The sequence below is a fragment of the Streptococcus sp. HMSC078H03 genome, from assembly GCF_001808655.1.
Classification (GTDB): Bacteria; Bacillota; Bacilli; order Lactobacillales; family Streptococcaceae; genus Streptococcus; species Streptococcus salivarius_G.
Genome location: NZ_KV794078.1, coordinates 81,091 through 98,214, shown reverse-complemented (window position 1 = coordinate 98,214; position 17,124 = coordinate 81,091). Strand labels below are relative to the sequence as shown.

The window sequence follows — 17,124 nt, the reverse complement described above, 5'->3', positions numbered from 1 at the left end:
ATATCTTAACATCCAAATCAATACTTGTCAATAGATTTTTGAAAAAAATAAAGGAAGCACGTTTCTCAACCTACTTCCTTTTTTATTATTTAGCTTCAATCAGACCGTAGTTACCGTCTTCTCGTTTATAGAGAACATTAGTTGTATGATCTTCGCTATCAGTATAGATAAAGAAGTCATGACCCAACAATTCCATTTGAAGGATGGCTTCTTCAACATCCATTGGTTTCAACTCAATGTTTTTAGTTCTTACAACTTCAACAGCTGGTGCTTCTTCAACTTGTTCGTTATTAAAATCAGCTGAGAATACTTCTCCTGTTGGAACTTTTTCACGATGCTTACGTGCAATTTTTGTTTTGTTTTTACGGATTTGTCTTTCAATCTTATCAACCACTAGGTCAATAGAACCATACATATCTTGCGAAACATCTTCTGCTCTTAGTGTTACAGAACCTGTTGGAATAGTAACCTCTACTTTAGCTGTCTTTTCGCGATAAACCTTAAGATTTACACGTGCATTCAATTCTTGGTCTTCGTTGAAGTATTTTTCAACTTTGCTAAGTTTACTTTCAACATAGTCACGAAGTGCTTCAGTTACTTCGATGTTTTCGCCACGGATACTATATTTAATCATAAAAGACCTCTTTCTCGCTTGTTAGCGTTTTCTTTATCTTTATTATATCCTTTTCATGAAAATTTGCAAGGATTTTTATTATCTAGCTAGTGAAAAGGTCAAAACTTCTTTAATACCTATACCTTCTAACAGTTGAACCATCTGATATAAAGTGGAACCCGTTGTATAGATATCATCCACTATAATAATCTTATCTGGTAGATTTATACCTTCCTTGAGACAGAAGGCATTATCTTGACTTAGACGCTCCTCGCGTGTTTTTGAGGATTGCTTCTCAATATCTCTTTTCTCAAAGATATCCCAATAGGGAATTCCCTCTATCAATCCCTCAACTTGGTTGAATCCTCTTTCTGCCAAGCGTTCTTCCGATAATGGGACTGGCACTATGGTATAACCTTTCTTCAAAAATGGTTTTAAGTTGTTTTTAATATCTTGTTGAAATATTTTTCTAAGACAATAGTCTCCCATAAATTTATAGCGACTAAAATACTCTTTCATATTTTCCTCATATCGATAAATAGCAAGGTGCTTAGGAATATAGCCTTTTTTCATCCAAAGTTTACAATCAATACAAGCATCTCCATATAACTCTTTATTACAATTTTGACATCTTTCTTTTGAGAGGTTTTTAAACTGATGTTTACATGATCGGCAAGAGTACTCTTTTCTTTGGTTAAACATAATGAGTTCTCTTAATTTTGGTAGTGATTCAATCCAATCATTACATAGCAGACACTTCATTGTTAAACCCTCCTTTTTTATTCATAACCTTTATCTCTTCTCGACACCGAAGCATTGATTTGGATAGTCCTTCATGAAAGAAATAAAGCTTTCCTGTCGGTCTATCTGGTGATCTTCCAACTCTTCCTCCAATCTGAATAAGACTCGAACTAGTATATAAGTGATGATTTGCCATACAAACAAAAACATCTACTTGTGGAAAGGTTACACCACGTTCGAGGATAGTTGTTGTCACTAAGATAGACAGTTCTTTTTTTCGGAACTTCTCTACGATAGTTGAACGCTTCTCGCTTTTTGAGGAAACAAAGGCCATTTTTTCATCTGGAAGATATTTTTGTAGAATACTTGTAAACTTTTCACCTATCGCTATATTTGGAAAGAAGATTAATAGAGGAAATTTTGATTTACGTTGCTTTTTAATCTGATAAAGAAGAGGTCTTGGAAGCTTGCCTCTTGTCAGAGATTTTTGTAATCTGCCCTGCCAGAAGAATTTAGGAAGTACTAAAGGATTTCCATGGAAACGTCTAGCAAGGTGATGCTTTTCTAAAGTCCCAAGTCGAACTTGCTCTTCTAAAGATAATGTTGAAGTCGCTGTTAAGTAAATAAATCGACCGGTTTCGGTCTTCGCCTGTTCTACAGCATGATTTAACATGACATTTCCTACAAAGGGATATGCGTCTACTTCATCTACAATAACTAAGTCAAAACTCTGGTAAAACTTTAGTAGTTGATGTGTGGTAGCTATTACAAGCGGACTACCATCATATGGTTCACTCTCAGCATGAAGCAGGGAAATACTACAAGTAAAATCCCTTTTCATACGTAGAAATAGTTCTCGACAAACATCAACCCGAGGACTTGCGATAGCTACATGACCTTTATTTTCCAGAACATAGGCAACGATGTTATAAATCATTTCTGTCTTACCAGCACCGGTCACAGCATGTACGAGACTATCTTTCTGTTTTTGATAAGTTCTCAAAAGTTTCTCTGAGACCTTAGCTTGATAGGGAGTCAGTTCTCCAAACCACTTCAAAACAGGAAATTCAATTTCTGATGTTTTGGAAGGAAAATAATAAAGTTCTTTTCCTTCTTGGTTTCTACCAAAGACAATACATGCTCTACAATAATACTGACCTCCCGGTAATTGCCAATCTTCCTCTATCCAACTGTAACATCTTTTACATCTAAGTTGTTTATCGACCTTTATCATACCTTCTAATGTTAAAGCCTCTGGGTGATAGTTCACTGGCAACTGCTCTTTCGTAAATAGTCGTCCATAATATTCTTTAGGTACCATATCTTTCTATTCGAAAATATGTTTGAATTCATCTTTTTATGATAAAATTTTTTTATGGATTACAAAACTATTGCCAACGATGGAATCGTTGAAGAAGAAATAAAAAAATCTCGTTTTATTTGTCACTTGAAACGTATCAGCCGTGAGGAAGAAGGAAGAGAATATATCGCTCAGATTAAGAAACAGCATCACAAGGCCAATCATTCTTGCTCTGCAATAATCGTTGGTGATGATGGCCAAATTAAGCGTTCCAGTGATGATGGTGAACCTTCTGGAACAGCTGGGGTTCCTATGCTTACTGTTCTAGAAAAACAAGGTCTTACTAATGTCGTAGCAGTTGTGACTCGTTATTTTGGAGGAATCAAGCTTGGGGCAGGTGGTCTTATCCGAGCTTACTCTGGTAGCGTTGCTCATGCTATTGAAGAGATTGGCCGAGTTGAAGTCAAGGAATTAACAGGACTAACCGTAGAGTTAACCTACTCTCAATACCAAGTCTTTTCCAACTTCCTTGAAAAAGAAGGACTCCAAGAATTTGATACAACTTTCTTATCAGATGTTTCTACTACTTTATTTGTCGAAGAGTCTGAGATTGAAAGACTCGGTCAGGAACTAACCGAATTCTATCAAGGGAAAGTTACTTATGAAAAATCTGGAAAGAAAATCGTTGAAATTCCTATCTGATAGTCAAACGTTATCACAGTGATAAAGAAGATGTATTTTACAAGTTGGCCCTACCGTCGTATACTTAGAACCATCAATCAAAGATTAAGAGGATTTTAAATATGACAATTTACAACTCAATTACCGAACTTGTTGGAAAAACACCTGTTATTAAACTTAACTCTATTGTTCCAGAAGGATCAGCAGATGTTTACGTTAAACTCGAAGCATTCAACCCTGGTTCTTCAGTAAAAGACCGTATTGCTCTTCGTATGATTGAAGATGCTGAAAAGGCTGGTACGATTAAACCTGGTGATACCATTGTTGAACCAACTTCAGGTAACACTGGTATCGGTCTTGCTTGGGTCGGTGCTGCTAAAGGCTATAAAGTTGTTATCGTAATGCCTGATACAATGAGTGTTGAACGTCGTAAAATCATCCAAGCTTATGGAGCTGAGCTTGTTTTGACTCCTGGTAGCGAAGGAATGAAGGGTGCAATTGCTAAGGCTAAAGAAGTTGCTGCTGAACGCAATGGTTGGGTACCTCTTCAATTTGCTAACCCATCAAACCCAGCTGTTCATGCGGCTACAACTGGCCAAGAAATTCTTGAAGATTTTGGTGCAGAAGGTTTGGATGCTTTTGTTGCTGGTATCGGTACTGGTGGTACTATTTCAGGTGTTTCAAAAACCCTTAAGGCTGCCAATCCAAATATCAAGGTTTATGGTATCGAAGCTGACGAATCTGCTGTCTTGAATGGTGATAAACCAGGACCACACAAAATCCAAGGTATCTCAACTGGTTTCATTCCTGACACATTGGATACAAAATCATATGACAGTGTTGTGCGTATTCCTTCTGATGAAGCTATCGCAACATCACGTACATTGGGTAGCCAAGAAGGTTTCCTAGCTGGTATCTCATCAGGTGCTGCTATTGCTGCTGCCCTAAAGGTTGCCGCTGAGCTTGGCGAAGGCAAAAAAGTCTTGACACTCTTGCCTGACAATGGTGAGCGCTACCTCTCTACAACACTTTACGATTTTCAAGACTAATAAAAAAGAAGCTGGAGCATAATGCTCTAGCCTCTTTTTATTGTATAAAGTTAAGCCTGTAGTTCATCAATTACTAGAAAAAGTAAGGATTTTAATCTCATTTCCACTGAACTGTTCCTACAAACTTTCTGTTTTTTTATCCTTGTTATTAGTCTAACTCTTTTGCTTCTGTTTCTGCAATTTCAGTAACTGTAAATCCTGCTTCTACAAAAACCTTCTTGAGTTGTTCAATCCCAATCTCTCCTTCAACTTGAAGTTCAACACGAAGTACAGTGTCATTTTTAGGGGCAACAATTGTACGTTCGATGTTGAGATTCTCACTAGCAATAAGGTTCGCAATTTTTTCCAAAACACGTGGAGTATCTGTAACTTCCAACCCAATACGAATTCCAGCTTGACCATAACCAGAAATTTCCAAGAAAGCACGAAAGACATCTTTATCTGTGATAATTCCTGAAATTTGGTCATTGTCCACAACTGGAAGGACTCCAACCTTATTTTGAAGCATGATATAGATTGCATCCTCAAGGCTAGCATATTTGGAAACAGTAAGGACATTCTTGATCATGATATCTCCTACTTTTGTCTTATTAAGGAGATAATTCATTTCATAAATTGACAAGCTTGTTGCTTTTGATGGTGAGGCCTCCGCCATTGTACCTTCTGTAACAAGCCCAACAAGTTTATCGTGTTCAATTACTGGCAAACGGCGCAAACCTTTATCACGCATAATATCTGCAGCTGCTGCAACTGTTGTTTCTGGTGAGACATAAACTACACGTTTCGTCATAAAATCTTTTACTGCCATGTTTCATTTTCCTCCGAATGATTTCTTACTTGTATTATACCACACTAATTGAAACCGATTGCAATATTTTACTGAAAAATTAGTATTTTACAATCAGCATAAGACGATAGAAAAACGCCCTCGGGCGCTTTTTCTTATCCTCCAAGATAGGCTTTACGAACTTCATCTGATGCAAGAAGTTCTTCACCAGTACCTGAAAGAACTACTTTACCAGTTTCAAGAACATAACCGCGATCAGCAATTGACAAAGCCTTATTGGCATTTTGTTCAATCAAAAGAACTGTAGTTCCTTGCGCCTTAATATCTTCGATAATATCAAAAATTTCTTGAATAAAGATTGGAGCAAGTCCCATTGAAGGTTCATCCAAAAGCAAAAGTTTTGGACGACTCATAAGGGCACGACCCATTGCAAGCATTTGTTGCTCACCACCAGAAAGTGTCGCTGCATCTTGATTCTTACGTTCTTCTAGACGTGGGAAACGTTGGAAGACTTTTTTCAAGAGAGCTGCGTTCTCTTCTTTATTTGTATGAAGGAAAGCTCCCATTTCAAGATTTTCCATTACGGTTAATCCTGCAAATACATGACGTCCCTCAGGTACTTGAGCCAAACCTTCGGCAACAATCTTACGTGCTGGTGTTTTGTGGATGTCGTTTCCAAGATAAGAAATGGTTCCCTCAGTTGGACGAACAAGACCTGAGATGGTACGAAGAATTGATGTCTTACCTGCACCGTTAGCTCCGATAAGAGTTACGACTTCACCTTCATTAACTTCAAAGCTGACGTTTTTTACAGCTTCGATCGATCCATATTTAATTGAGAGATTTTCAACTTTCAACATTGCCATTATGCTTCACCTCCCAAGTAAGCTTCAATAACGCGTTTGTTATTCTTAATTTCATCAGGTGTTCCTTCGGCAATCAAGCGTCCATATTCCAAAACATAGATACGCTCAGTAACATCCATGACCAAACTCATATCGTGCTCAATCAAGATGATGGTAATTCCGAAGTCTTTTTGAATTTGACGAATATGAGCAGTCAATTCAGCTGTTTCTTGTGGGTTCATACCCGCAGCTGGTTCATCAAGGAAAAGAATTTTTGGTTCTGTTGCAAGTGCACGAACAATCTCCAAATGACGTTGTTGTCCGTAAGCCAAGTTTTTCGCAAGTGTATCTGCCTCACCATCCAAGTTGAAGATAGCCAACAGTTTCATAGCTTTTGCTTTTAACTCTTCTTCACTTGAATAGTACTTAGGCAAACGCAAAAGAGATGCAAAGAAATTTGAAGGTTGCTTATTTGATAAACCAACAAGAACGTTTTCAAGTACAGTCATGTCTTTGAAAAGACGGATATTTTGGAAAGTACGTGACAAACCGAGTGAAGCGATTTTATAAGGTGCTTTACCGTTTAGGACTGTACCATCAAGTATAACAGTCCCTTCACTTGGCTCATAGACACCTGTCAAAAGGTTAAACAAGGTTGTTTTACCAGCGCCATTTGGTCCGATAAGCCCAACCAACTCACCTTCATTGAGTTCCATTGAAACATCACCAACGGCAGTCAAACCACCGAAGTTTTTAGTCAGATTTTTAACTTCAAGAAGTGCCATTTTATTTGCCCTCCTTAGATTTATTGAAGAATTTTGAGAGATAGAGTTCTTTTGTTCCAAGAAGTCCACCTGGACGGAAGAGCATTACAAGAATCAAAGCCAAGGCGTAAATAATCATACGAAGGTTTGAAACATTTTGTAGGAACATGTTGATAATACCAAGAACAACAGCGGCAATGATAGTACCTGTGATTGATCCAAGACCACCAAGAACGGCAATGATAAGGTAATCAATTGATTTCATGATGGTGAAGTCTTTCGGCACGACTGTACCGATGTAGCTGACATAAAGTGAACCAGCAATCGCTGAAATCATGGCACCAATAACAAAGATAAGAACCTTCATTTTTGTGACATTAACACCCATTGACTCAGCAGCAATTTCATCTTCACGAAGAGTGATTGCTTGACGTCCAGTTGCTGAACGTAAGAAATTAAGCACCAAAATGGTAATGATTACCACAAAGAAATAAATTACAGGCCAACTAGTATAGGGAAGGATACCTGTCAAACCAGCGGCACCATTGGTCAATTCACCACCATTAACGATAATGATACGGATGATTTCAGCCATACCAAGAGTTGCAATGGCAAGGTAGTCACCTTTCAAACGAAGGGTAGGTAGACCAAAGATAAGGGCAACAATAGCTGCGATGATGACACCGACAACCATTGAGAGGTAGAAACCGTCATATGTTGGCATCATACCAGTGATGATAGCTGATGAATAGGCACCAATTGCCATGAAACCAGCTTGACCAAGTGTAAATTGCCCTGAGAAACCAAGAACCAAGTTAGTACCAAGTCCCATAAGGATTGAGATTCCAATCCCCATTAAGATTTGGATGTAGTAAAGGTTCATGATACCTGAAAGTTCAAGACCTTTCAAGATAAGGAAGAGCCCAATGATAAGACCAAACCAAATAAGGTTTACTTTTAGATTTTTCTTCATGTCTTACACCTTCTCTTTCACATTTTTACCGAGGATACCCGCTGGGCGAACCAAAAGGATAACGATCAAGACACCATAAACGATGGCATCACGGTAACTTGACAAACCAATTGCAGTTGATAATGTCTCCAAAATACCGATAACAAATCCACCAAGTGCTGCACCAGGGATAATACCGATACCACCAAGAACGGCAGCAACAAAGGCTTTAATACCTGGTGTCATACCCATAAGAGGTTCGATAGAGTTATAGTAAAGACCAATAAGGACACCCGCTGCCCCTGCTAGTGATGATCCAAGAGCAAAAGTGAAGCTGATAGTATTATTAACATTAATACCCATCAATTCAGCTGCATCACTGTCTACAGATACGGCACGCATAGCTTTACCCATCTTAGTCTTTTTAACAATCAATTGAAGAGCAACCATAAGGACAAGGGCAACTACCAAGATAAGCAATTGCACATTTGTTACAGAGATTGATCCAAGATGATAAGTCTTAATTGCAATCTTTTGAGGGAATGAACGTGTATCTGCACCTACAAAGAGAACCATGATGTACTCAAGGAAGAATGAGACACCAATAGCCGTAATCAAGGCAGAAATACGTGTCGAATTACGGAGTGGGCGATAAGCCAAGAACTCAATGACAACCCCTAAAATCGCACAGACAAGCATAGCAAAGACAAGGGCAACCCAGAAATTCATTCCGAGGCTATTAATCGCATAGTAACCAACGAAGGCACCCATCATATAGATGTCTCCATGAGCAAAGTTAATCAATTTGATAATCCCATAAACCATGGTATATCCAAGGGCAAGTAGGGCATAGATACTACCCAAGATGATACCATTGACTAGTTGTTGGGGAAGTTGTTCAAAAAACATATATAACCAAACTTTCTAGTTCATTTTTAGTATAGATAACAGATTATTTTTCAATTTCAACGGCTTCCGCTGAAACTTCTTCACCATTATCTCTTTTAACCATAAGAGCTGCTTTAATAGGGTTATGATCCTTATCAATCGTCATTTTACCTGTAACCCCGACAAAGTTTTTCAAATGTGCTAAGTTATCGGCAATATCAACTGATGTTTTCGCACCTTTTGATGCTTCTGCAATCATATAAACAGAATCGTAAGCTAGAGCAGCAAACATATTTGGGTCAGTGTTATAAGCTTTCTTATATGCTTTAATGAAACCTGATGCCTTGTCAGAAAGAGCAACATTTGTTGAATATCCTGATACATAGTAGACGTTTGACGCATTCTTTTTACCTGCAAGCTCAGTAAATTTCGCATCACTAAATCCGTCAGGTCCAAGGATTGGTTTATCAATTCCAAGGTCACGTGCTTGTTTAGTGATAATACCAGTCTCAGTATAGTAACCTGGCATTACAATAGCATCATAATCAAGGTCTTTAAATTTTGTCAAGGCTGACTGATAGTCCTTGTCCCCTGAAGCAAAGGTAGCTTCAGTAACGATTTGACCTTTATATTCACGCTTGAATTCATCCGCAATACCTTTGGCATAATCTGAAGCATTATCATAGTAGAGAACTACTTTCTTAGCATTCAAATTATTGTAAGAATAAGCTGCCAAAACTTTACCTTGGTAACTATCCTTGAAGGTTGTACGGAAAACGAATTTCTTCGTACCATTAGCATCTACCGTAAGGTCATCCTGCGTACCTGAAGGTGTCAGCAAAGGAACCCCTGTTTTTTGTGATACGAGGCTAGCCGCAGCAACAGCACCTGATGTCGCTGGACCAACGATAGCATTTACATTACTCTGAATAGCCAAGTTCGTTGAAGATGTTGAAGCTTCAGCATTTTCAGATTTATTATCTTTTGTGACAAGCTCAAGCTTTTTGCCATCGACGCCACCAGCTTTGTTAATTTCGTCAACAGCCAACTTAATACCATTCTGCTCCGCCTTACCATAGGCTGCAACGGCACCTGTCAACTCCATGTTAACACCAATTTTGATGGTATCGCCAATCTTAGTACCATTGGCATTAGCAGTCACATCTGGTGACTTGCCACAGGCAACCAAGAAAATGGAAGCAAAAAAGGCTAACACAATAAGTGTGATCTTTTTAGACATAAGATTTCTCCTTAATATTTTCTTAAAAAAGTCCACCTTATAGCTTACAGAATTATCAGACAATTGTCAACTACACATAACTAAGCTTTAGCGGCAGTAATCGTTTCCATTACTTTAAGAATAACTCTTTAAAAAGAAAAAAACTTTTCTCTTATTAAAGAGAAAAGTTCTTAAACGGTTCAGGGACTGAGGTGTCGTAACGTTCCAGACTACCTACAAAGTCCATATCAATATCAGAATAGTAAGAAGGCAGAACTTTTTTCACTGCTTTCATTCCATCGAGCTCTTTCAAAATATCCTCGACCTTGTCCTCATCTACATAAAGGTGCACATAACGCATCTTATAAGAATGGTAGACAACATCCCCAAACTTGGCAATTTTACGTAAGTCTCTATTGTAGTATAAATAAACAATAATGCCTTGACGCTTAATCATGACTCATCTTCTCCTTTATGTTAGTGTCTCCCTTTTTATGATGTGGTTTATGAGGGGCAAGAGGTAGCCCAGTATCAATAAAAATCTGGTCTGAAACAGCTTGGGCAATCTCCTCACCAAGATTGGCTAAAATGGTCTGTAAATCGAACTCTGCCCGACGATAGCCAATAACCACCTCGTTTAAATCAATTTGGCGCTTCATTCGCAAAACCTGACGTTTCAACTCTCTCACATCTGGTCTAAAAGCCTCATACGCCTTAGCAGCATCATAGCTATCTTTTAATTCTTGAAATGCAAAGAGTTGCTCTTGAAGTTCTCTGTCATTTTCGAATTTCTGGCGTTTTAAACGGTAATTCTCTATCTCAGGTAGCTTTATAAAACACGAAACAAGACACTCTATAGCTTGATCAATCGCAAGCAACTCCTCATTGATTATTAACATGTTTTCTATTATAACACAAAAAGCCAGATGAAACGGTCCTTATACAACCGATTTGCATCTGACTTTTGTTTAAGACAAGCTCAGTTTATTTTAATTGGTTATTAGCCATGATTTCATCGATGAAACCATATTCAAGCGTTTCTTGAGCACTCATCCAATTGTCACGTTCAGCGTCTACATGAACCTTTTCAATTGGTTGTCCAGAATTATCTGCTAAGATTTGCTCCAAGTTATTACGTGTCTTGAGCAAGTGTTCAGCTGCGATAGCCATGTCTGTTTGTTGCGTACCGCCACCAGTACCACCCATTGGTTGGTGAATCATGTACTCTGCATTTGGCAACATGAAACGTTTACCTTTGGTACCGCTTGAAGCGATAATTGTTCCCATAGATGCTGCCATCCCCATAACGATAGTCTGAACATCAGACTTGATGAAGTTCATTGTATCAACAATGGCAAGACCTGCCGAAACGGATCCACCTGGTGTATTAACATAAAGATAGATATCTTTTGTATTGTCTTGAGCATCCAAGAACAAGAGTTGGGCGATAATTGAGTTTGCCATATTATCTTCAACAGGACCTGTTAACATGATGATACGATCCTTGAGCAAACGCGAGTAAATATCATAAGAACGCTCACCGCGTGATGTTTGTTCAATTACTACAGGAATCATATGAATCCTCCTTTTAATATTGTCTTGATGCTATTATATGATTTTAGTCAAATTAGGTCAAATAAAAAACATCATTCTTAGCACTCTTTCTAAAAGAGTGCTAAACTCTTCTATAACAATTTCACTTAAAACTTATTAATCTAGTAAAAAAAGGGAAATTTTCCCTTTTCAACTTATTTTGTACCAAAGAGACGGTCACCTGCATCTCCAAGACCTGGAACAATATAACCGTTTTCATTAAGTTTCTCATCCAATGATGCTGTGTAGATATCAATATCTGGGTGAGCATCTTGCAATTTTTTGACACCTTCTGGTGCTGCAACCAAGCAAACAAACTTGATATTAGCTGCACCACGTTTTTTAAGTGAGTCTACTGCCAAGATTGCTGAACCACCAGTCGCAAGCATTGGATCTACTACAAAGATCTGACGTTGATCAATGTCTTCTGGTAATTTAACTAAGTACTCAACTGGCTCAAGAGTTTCCTCGTCACGATACATACCAATATGACCAACTTTAGCTGCTGGTACAAGGCTAAGGAAACCATCGACCATACCAATACCCGCACGAAGAATTGGAACAATCGCCAATTTCTTACCAGAAAGTTGTTTTTGTACAGTTTTAGTAATTGGTGTTTGAATTTCAACCTCTTCGAGAGGAAGGTCACGAGACACTTCGTAACCCATGAGCATAGCAATTTCATTAACTAGCTCACGGAAGTCCTTAGTAGAAGTATCCTCACGACGGAGGATTGAAAGTTTATGTTGAATCAGTGGATGTGAAATAACTTGAAATTTACCCATAATAGTTTCTTCCTTTGCTTTATATTCACTCCATTATATCAAAAAGGCAAAAAAAACGCTTGCTTTACTGCAAACGTTTTTGAAAAGGATTATTTTTTAGGCAAATGAATCTTTCCTGTGACCAAACCATAGCCAAGAAGAGCTAGACTTGCAATTGCTGCAAAGATAGTCGCCAAGATTGAAAGAATGTTGCTCTTTGAACCTTCTGAATCACTTGGTGTCTTAGGAGTCGTAGCAAGTTTGGCAGCAACTTTAGTATTGTTGTCTTTACTTGACTCATCAGACTTAGTTACTTCATCAGCTTTAGCGACTCCGTGAGACTGAACTTCCTCTTCAGACTTAGCTGGTTTTGGAGCTTCTGTTTCAGTGACAGACTCTTCTTTAACAGGAGTCGTTGAAACAGTTGGTCCAGTTGCTACAATAGCCTCTGGTACTGGTGACGCAATCTCTGTAGCTTGAGCTACTGGACGACGGTCACCCACAGAACTCTCTGTTGAAGGTTTCGCAGGAACCTCTACATGATGATCATCTGATGAATTATTATCATTAGATGGGCGGTCTGTGAAATAAGGGAACGGATTACGAACTGGAGAATCTGGATTCGTCGGCGTTGCTGGTTTATCTTCTTTATTAGTTGATGGTTGATTATTGTCTGCTGGTTTAGAAGGTGTATCTGGTTTGTTAGACTTATCATCAACAGAATGATTACCTTCTGTTGGATTTACTGGTGTTTCTGATTTATCTGATTTCTTGTCTTCACCATCTTTAACAGTTACAGTTAAGACACCGCGAGCTTCAGAAACGCCCGGTGAACCATCAACTGTAGGATAAGTATGTGGTTTAAGACCATAATCTGACACTGCATAATAATCTACGTTATAGTCCTCATTTGGCAATTTAGCACTGTTTTGATCGGCCACGTGTACCAAGCTTTCACTAGATTTATCCCAAATCCAGTCCCCTTGGTTGGTCATCTTAGGAAGAACTTCTGTAGTATCATCTGCATTCATCTTGATGAGGAAGCTTGGAGCCCATGTTGATTTATTCTCAGCACCAGCAATACCACCGCGGTTAGTCATGTAAGAAGTAACCAAGAGAGTATCTGATGATCCTTCAACAGGAACCGCATAGTAAGAATAGGTAGATGTACGCCAGTCAGCTGGAACAGAGGCTGTCAAGACCACACCTGAGCCGTTAAGTGGACGGTATTTCCCACGGAGGCTGTCTGATACGAATCCAAGCATGACAACGTCATCACCGACAGCTTCACGCGCTGCTACAGTACCTTCAGCATCCGTAGATTTGTTGATACGTGAAGCAGTGAAGAGGTAATACTTGCCACCCATCTTAACAACACTTGGACGTTCTACTTCATCAGTAACCATGTGGCTAGTGACAAGCGGTGTGTAAAGTTCAGCTACAGATGGATTTTTCTCATTATCATCAAGTTTCAAGATACCGATAGAACCATTTGCCCATGATGCAAGGTTGTAAAGGTGTTTATTATTAACAATATTGAGGAATGACTTAAGGTTAAAGGCGTCATCTCCTCCATAGTTTGACCATTTGTAAATTTGTTTTTCGCCTTGGTAGTTTTCGTCACCTGTATTTGATTCAAAAATAAGGTAACGGCTACCGTTATCTTCAATGATGTGTGGGTCACGAAGACAGTAGTTATCTGTACGGTCTGGATTTCCATCGTGGTTGTGGTCATCGTTGAAAGTACTCATGAATTTTGGATAACTTTGATAATGATAGTTATCCCCACCAAAGAGAATGTGGTCATTTTCAACTGACTTAATAACAACTTCGTCGTTTTCAACAGCTAGGTTAAGTGTAGCACTAGCCAATTGTTGCCAGTTCAATTTACCGCCGCTAGTATCATTCTTAGTGTAGTAAAGTTGGATACTACCGTCAGAGTTTACCGTCGCTGAACCTGACCATTGTTGGTCATCTTCAAGGGCATTATAACCAAAGATTGGACCCGCATTTTTCCAATGTGTAAAGTCATTATCTCCGTATTTACTATAGAGCAAGTAAATGTGGTTTGAGTTTTTATTTGGTGCACCGGCCATTGAGATAACCAACTGATAACCGTTCCAGTTGCTTACTACACCTGACTCAGCATCTTGGACTGGCCAAGAATCCCAAACGTCGATTTCTTCTTTTTTCATCGTTTGGGCATCAACAGTGTTGAAAGCAGGCATATTGATGATTGTATCTGCTTTAAAGTAAGGAACTGCCAATTTGCTGTCTTGCTTCAAGAAGCTAGCAACGATATCTTTCAAGTTACGGTAAGTCAAGCTAGTACCTGTACCCTTGATAGCATCATCGCTAAAGTCAACTTTATTAAGTGCTTTAATTTCTTCCTCAGTCAAGGCAACGATTTGATCTGAGGTCATATTATCTTCAACAATAGACTTGATACGACCGTTAAGTTTGCTAAGGTTTGCATTAGCAGCGCTGTTTTCAGTAGGTTTAAGGGCTACTTCAGTGTGTGTATCAGCTGTTTCTGAGCTTGCTGTTGAAGTTGGTGCCTCTACTGCAGCCTCTGATGTATGAGCTGGAGCAGAAACCGCAGCAACAGTTGCTGAAGGTGTTGTTGCATCTGATGAAGATGTCACTACTGTGCTAGACACCTTTTCTTCGACTACTGATGGAGTTGTGTTGCTTGGTTGTGTCTCTGTAACTGGTGTAGTTGCAACCTCTGAATGTGCAACTGAAGATTCAACTGCTTCTGAAGTTGCCACACTTGTTGCTGTTTCACTGGCTACCGTTAGAGATGCTGTGCTTGTTTCTGGTGTTGCTGTCGCAGTAGCTACCGCTGGTGCTGTTTCTGTAACTTGATCAGCTTTTACCTGAGTGGCACCCAAAAATGCCAAGGTACCAACGAGCGCTGATGTTGCCCCTACTGTGGCAACCTTACGGATGCTATAACGCATCTTTTTGCACTCTGCTTGCTTTGGTGCTACTGTATTTGACTGTGAATTAACTGTACTATCCATATTAAACTCTCCTTTTAGGTTTTCACATGTTTTATTCTATCATTTTTTAATCTAAATTCCAATCTTTTTTTAATGACAAATTTATATTTTTTGTAAAAAACTATTTTTTTGTTAAAATAATAACTACAAAATAAGTAATTTTATCAGGAAATATCACTATATGGAATCAAAATATTCACCTCTAATTTTAGCTCTCGTTTTTTTAATTTTATTTTTTGTTTTTATAATAAAAAATGAGAACGCTAACAATCCTTCCCAAAAAACAAATAAGGTTTCTGTGAGTCAAACCTTTCATCTAGCATCTCATAAAGGATGGTCTAACGACCTACAGACTATCGTGTGGAATCAAGAAAAAAATTACTATGATATCTATTTTCTACACTCTGTGGATGGGGCTACTGACCCTTTTGGACCCAACGGTCAAGATTGGACACATACAACGACTAAAGATTTTATCACCTATAGTAAACAAGAGACTGCTATACCAGCAAAGGGTGGTGACCCTAAAGAGGGGTGGCATTCTGCTTGGACAGGTAGTGTAGTCACAGATAGTCAGGGGATTTCTGGTATCCAAAACGAAGAACCTGTCGCCTATTTTACTGGACTCATGGATGATGGAAGCCAGGCAATCTATGCTAGTGCATCAAATGACAAGGGAGCTAGCTTTACTAAAACCCTAAAAGATGGTAAACCTTTATTGACAAAGGAACAATCCTATAACGGTAAAGATTTCCGCGATCCTTATGTCTTCCACTTCAAAGACAAATTACTCATGTATGTCGCTGAAGGTGACGCCTTAGGTGTTTATCAATCTCAAGATGGTATCAACTGGACCAAAGCAGATAGCAAGGGAGACTCCAAAATCCTACCCGAAACATTTTTTAAGGGTCGTAACTGGCAGGACAACGCTCCTATCGAGTGTCCCGTTCTAAAAACAATGACAACAACTGACGGTCAGGACAAGCAAATTCTCTTTTTTGGAGCTAAGGATACAGCTTCAGGCGAAACAACTGGAACCTACTATACTGTAGGGCATTTAGATGGTAACGGCTTATTTATTGCAGATACAGAAACAAAACGCTTAGATCAAGGCTCTGACTATTATGGCGCTAACTTCACTGGAAGCAATCGAATCGAAGAAAGCAACCATAACCTTATCAGTCTTGGCTGGGTTGGTAATTGGAACTACTTCACGTCAGGCATTCACAGTGACCAAGAGGCCAAGAGTGATTTTCTAAAAACTATCGGTTTTTACGCTACACCCAGACAGCTACAACTGGATAAGGACGGTATTATTCAGTCCGCTCCCCTCTATAAAAATGAACAATTAACCCTCAAAAATCAAAACGGCAACATTTCGAGTCAAAGGCCACTCACCAGTGACAATAGAAAACCTTGGATTGATAAAAGTCACAATCAGAATGCTAATGGCCTTCTTGACCTTGCTGAAAAAAATAGTGCGGGGTATTACCAACTGCATTTTTCAAATATTAAGAAAGAAGGAGGCTATATCTACATTGATATCTGGCAAGGCTCTGATTACGTTAAAATCGCCTACCAAATAACAAGTGGTACCTATCAGGTCTCTGCCTATGCTGCTGAACTGAATAACAGCATGGATGGTAGTCAAACTGCCTCTTCTTACTATTACGATGGTCTCTTGGGTAACGGTCAAGGTTATAAAGCTGACAGTCACTATAAGGAAACTGATAATATCACTATAACGCTTATTACAGATAATCGTAGCTTGGAAATTTTCTTCCCCAATGGCCAAACCTACACTCTAGCCAGATTTAATACCTCTGGCAGGCAGGATGTCAAGGTCTTCTCCACTCAGAAAGATCTTCTATTAAACTTGAAAATCTACGATGTACACTCATAACAATAATAAAAGTGATGCTG

The 17,124-nt window shown here is 38.8% G+C and carries 17 protein-coding genes; 3 read left to right on the top strand and 14 right to left on the bottom strand.

Annotation, left to right across the window (positions count from 1 at the left end; genetic code table 11):
• Positions 1–85: 85 nt before the first annotated feature.
• From hpf to HMPREF2607_RS02265, 3 genes are all read right to left on the bottom strand, one after another.
• On the bottom strand, positions 86–634 hold the full coding sequence (hpf, locus tag HMPREF2607_RS02275; RefSeq protein ID WP_002883786.1) for a ribosome hibernation-promoting factor, HPF/YfiA family: 549 nt from the start codon (positions 632–634) through the stop codon (positions 86–88).
• A 78-nt stretch (positions 635–712) separates the two neighbouring features.
• Entirely contained in the window at positions 713–1,375 is a 663-nt protein-coding gene (locus HMPREF2607_RS02270; protein ID WP_070475576.1) for a ComF family protein, read from the bottom strand.
• Positions 1,356–2,675, bottom strand: a complete 1,320-nt coding sequence (locus HMPREF2607_RS02265) for an ATP-dependent helicase ComFA (RefSeq protein WP_021143584.1) — start codon at positions 2,673–2,675, stop codon at positions 1,356–1,358. The genes HMPREF2607_RS02270 and HMPREF2607_RS02265 overlap by 20 nt, the downstream gene beginning before the upstream one ends.
• 54 nt (positions 2,676–2,729) lie before the next feature.
• On the opposite strand from HMPREF2607_RS02265, the gene HMPREF2607_RS02260 reads away from it, so the two are divergent.
• Positions 2,730–3,356: a YigZ family protein gene (locus tag HMPREF2607_RS02260; protein WP_021143583.1), complete on the top strand. Its 627-nt coding sequence runs from the start codon at positions 2,730–2,732 to the stop codon at positions 3,354–3,356.
• Positions 3,357–3,457: 101 nt separating this feature from the next.
• Positions 3,458–4,384, top strand: coding sequence for a cysteine synthase A (gene cysK / locus HMPREF2607_RS02255; RefSeq protein WP_002883742.1), 927 nt, complete (start codon positions 3,458–3,460; stop codon positions 4,382–4,384).
• 148 nt (positions 4,385–4,532) lie between these two features.
• On the opposite strand, the gene HMPREF2607_RS02250 is transcribed toward cysK, so the two are convergent.
• From HMPREF2607_RS02250 to HMPREF2607_RS02200, 11 genes are all read right to left on the bottom strand, one after another.
• The gene (locus HMPREF2607_RS02250; RefSeq protein WP_002890017.1) at positions 4,533–5,192 is read right to left on the bottom strand and encodes a CBS and ACT domain-containing protein; all 660 of its coding nucleotides are present in this window, start codon (positions 5,190–5,192) and stop codon (positions 4,533–4,535) included.
• Positions 5,193–5,326: 134 nt separating this feature from the next.
• Positions 5,327–6,037, bottom strand: a complete 711-nt coding sequence (locus HMPREF2607_RS02245) for an ABC transporter ATP-binding protein (protein WP_002883761.1) — start codon at positions 6,035–6,037, stop codon at positions 5,327–5,329.
• Positions 6,037–6,801 (bottom strand): ABC transporter ATP-binding protein, encoded by a 765-nt coding sequence (locus HMPREF2607_RS02240; RefSeq protein WP_021143582.1) that lies wholly within the window; start codon positions 6,799–6,801, stop codon positions 6,037–6,039. The genes HMPREF2607_RS02245 and HMPREF2607_RS02240 overlap by 1 nt, the downstream gene beginning before the upstream one ends.
• Before the next feature lies 1 nt (position 6,802).
• Positions 6,803–7,753: a branched-chain amino acid ABC transporter permease gene (locus HMPREF2607_RS02235; protein ID WP_002883720.1), complete on the bottom strand. Its 951-nt coding sequence runs from the start codon at positions 7,751–7,753 to the stop codon at positions 6,803–6,805.
• A gap of 3 nt (positions 7,754–7,756) precedes the next feature.
• On the bottom strand, positions 7,757–8,641 hold the full coding sequence (locus HMPREF2607_RS02230; protein WP_002883743.1) for a branched-chain amino acid ABC transporter permease: 885 nt from the start codon (positions 8,639–8,641) through the stop codon (positions 7,757–7,759).
• Positions 8,642–8,684: 43 nt separating this feature from the next.
• Entirely contained in the window at positions 8,685–9,860 is a 1,176-nt protein-coding gene (locus HMPREF2607_RS02225; protein ID WP_002883756.1) for an ABC transporter substrate-binding protein, read from the bottom strand.
• Between the two features lie 154 nt (positions 9,861–10,014).
• A complete protein-coding gene (locus tag HMPREF2607_RS02220) occupies positions 10,015–10,296 on the bottom strand; it encodes a YlbG family protein (RefSeq protein ID WP_002890011.1) in 282 nt (93 codons plus the stop codon).
• A complete protein-coding gene (locus tag HMPREF2607_RS02215) occupies positions 10,289–10,738 on the bottom strand; it encodes a YlbF/YmcA family competence regulator (RefSeq protein ID WP_021143581.1) in 450 nt (149 codons plus the stop codon). Before HMPREF2607_RS02215 ends, HMPREF2607_RS02220 begins: the two co-directional genes overlap by 8 nt.
• A gap of 85 nt (positions 10,739–10,823) precedes the next feature.
• A complete protein-coding gene (locus HMPREF2607_RS02210; protein WP_002883818.1) occupies positions 10,824–11,414 on the bottom strand; it encodes an ATP-dependent Clp protease proteolytic subunit in 591 nt (196 codons plus the stop codon).
• A 173-nt stretch (positions 11,415–11,587) separates the two neighbouring features.
• The gene (upp, locus tag HMPREF2607_RS02205; RefSeq protein ID WP_002883819.1) at positions 11,588–12,217 is read right to left on the bottom strand and encodes a uracil phosphoribosyltransferase; all 630 of its coding nucleotides are present in this window, start codon (positions 12,215–12,217) and stop codon (positions 11,588–11,590) included.
• An 89-nt stretch (positions 12,218–12,306) separates the two neighbouring features.
• Positions 12,307–15,222, bottom strand: a complete 2,916-nt coding sequence (locus HMPREF2607_RS02200) for a glycoside hydrolase family 68 protein (RefSeq protein ID WP_070475573.1) — start codon at positions 15,220–15,222, stop codon at positions 12,307–12,309.
• 277 nt (positions 15,223–15,499) lie between these two features.
• Here HMPREF2607_RS02200 and HMPREF2607_RS02195 point away from each other — a divergent pair, with 277 nt between their 5' ends.
• Positions 15,500–17,104 carry a glycoside hydrolase family 32 protein gene (locus HMPREF2607_RS02195; RefSeq protein WP_261674260.1) on the top strand — a complete coding sequence of 535 codons (1,605 nt, stop codon included), beginning with the start codon at positions 15,500–15,502 and terminating at the stop codon, positions 17,102–17,104.
• The last annotated feature ends 20 nt before the right edge of the window (positions 17,105–17,124 follow it).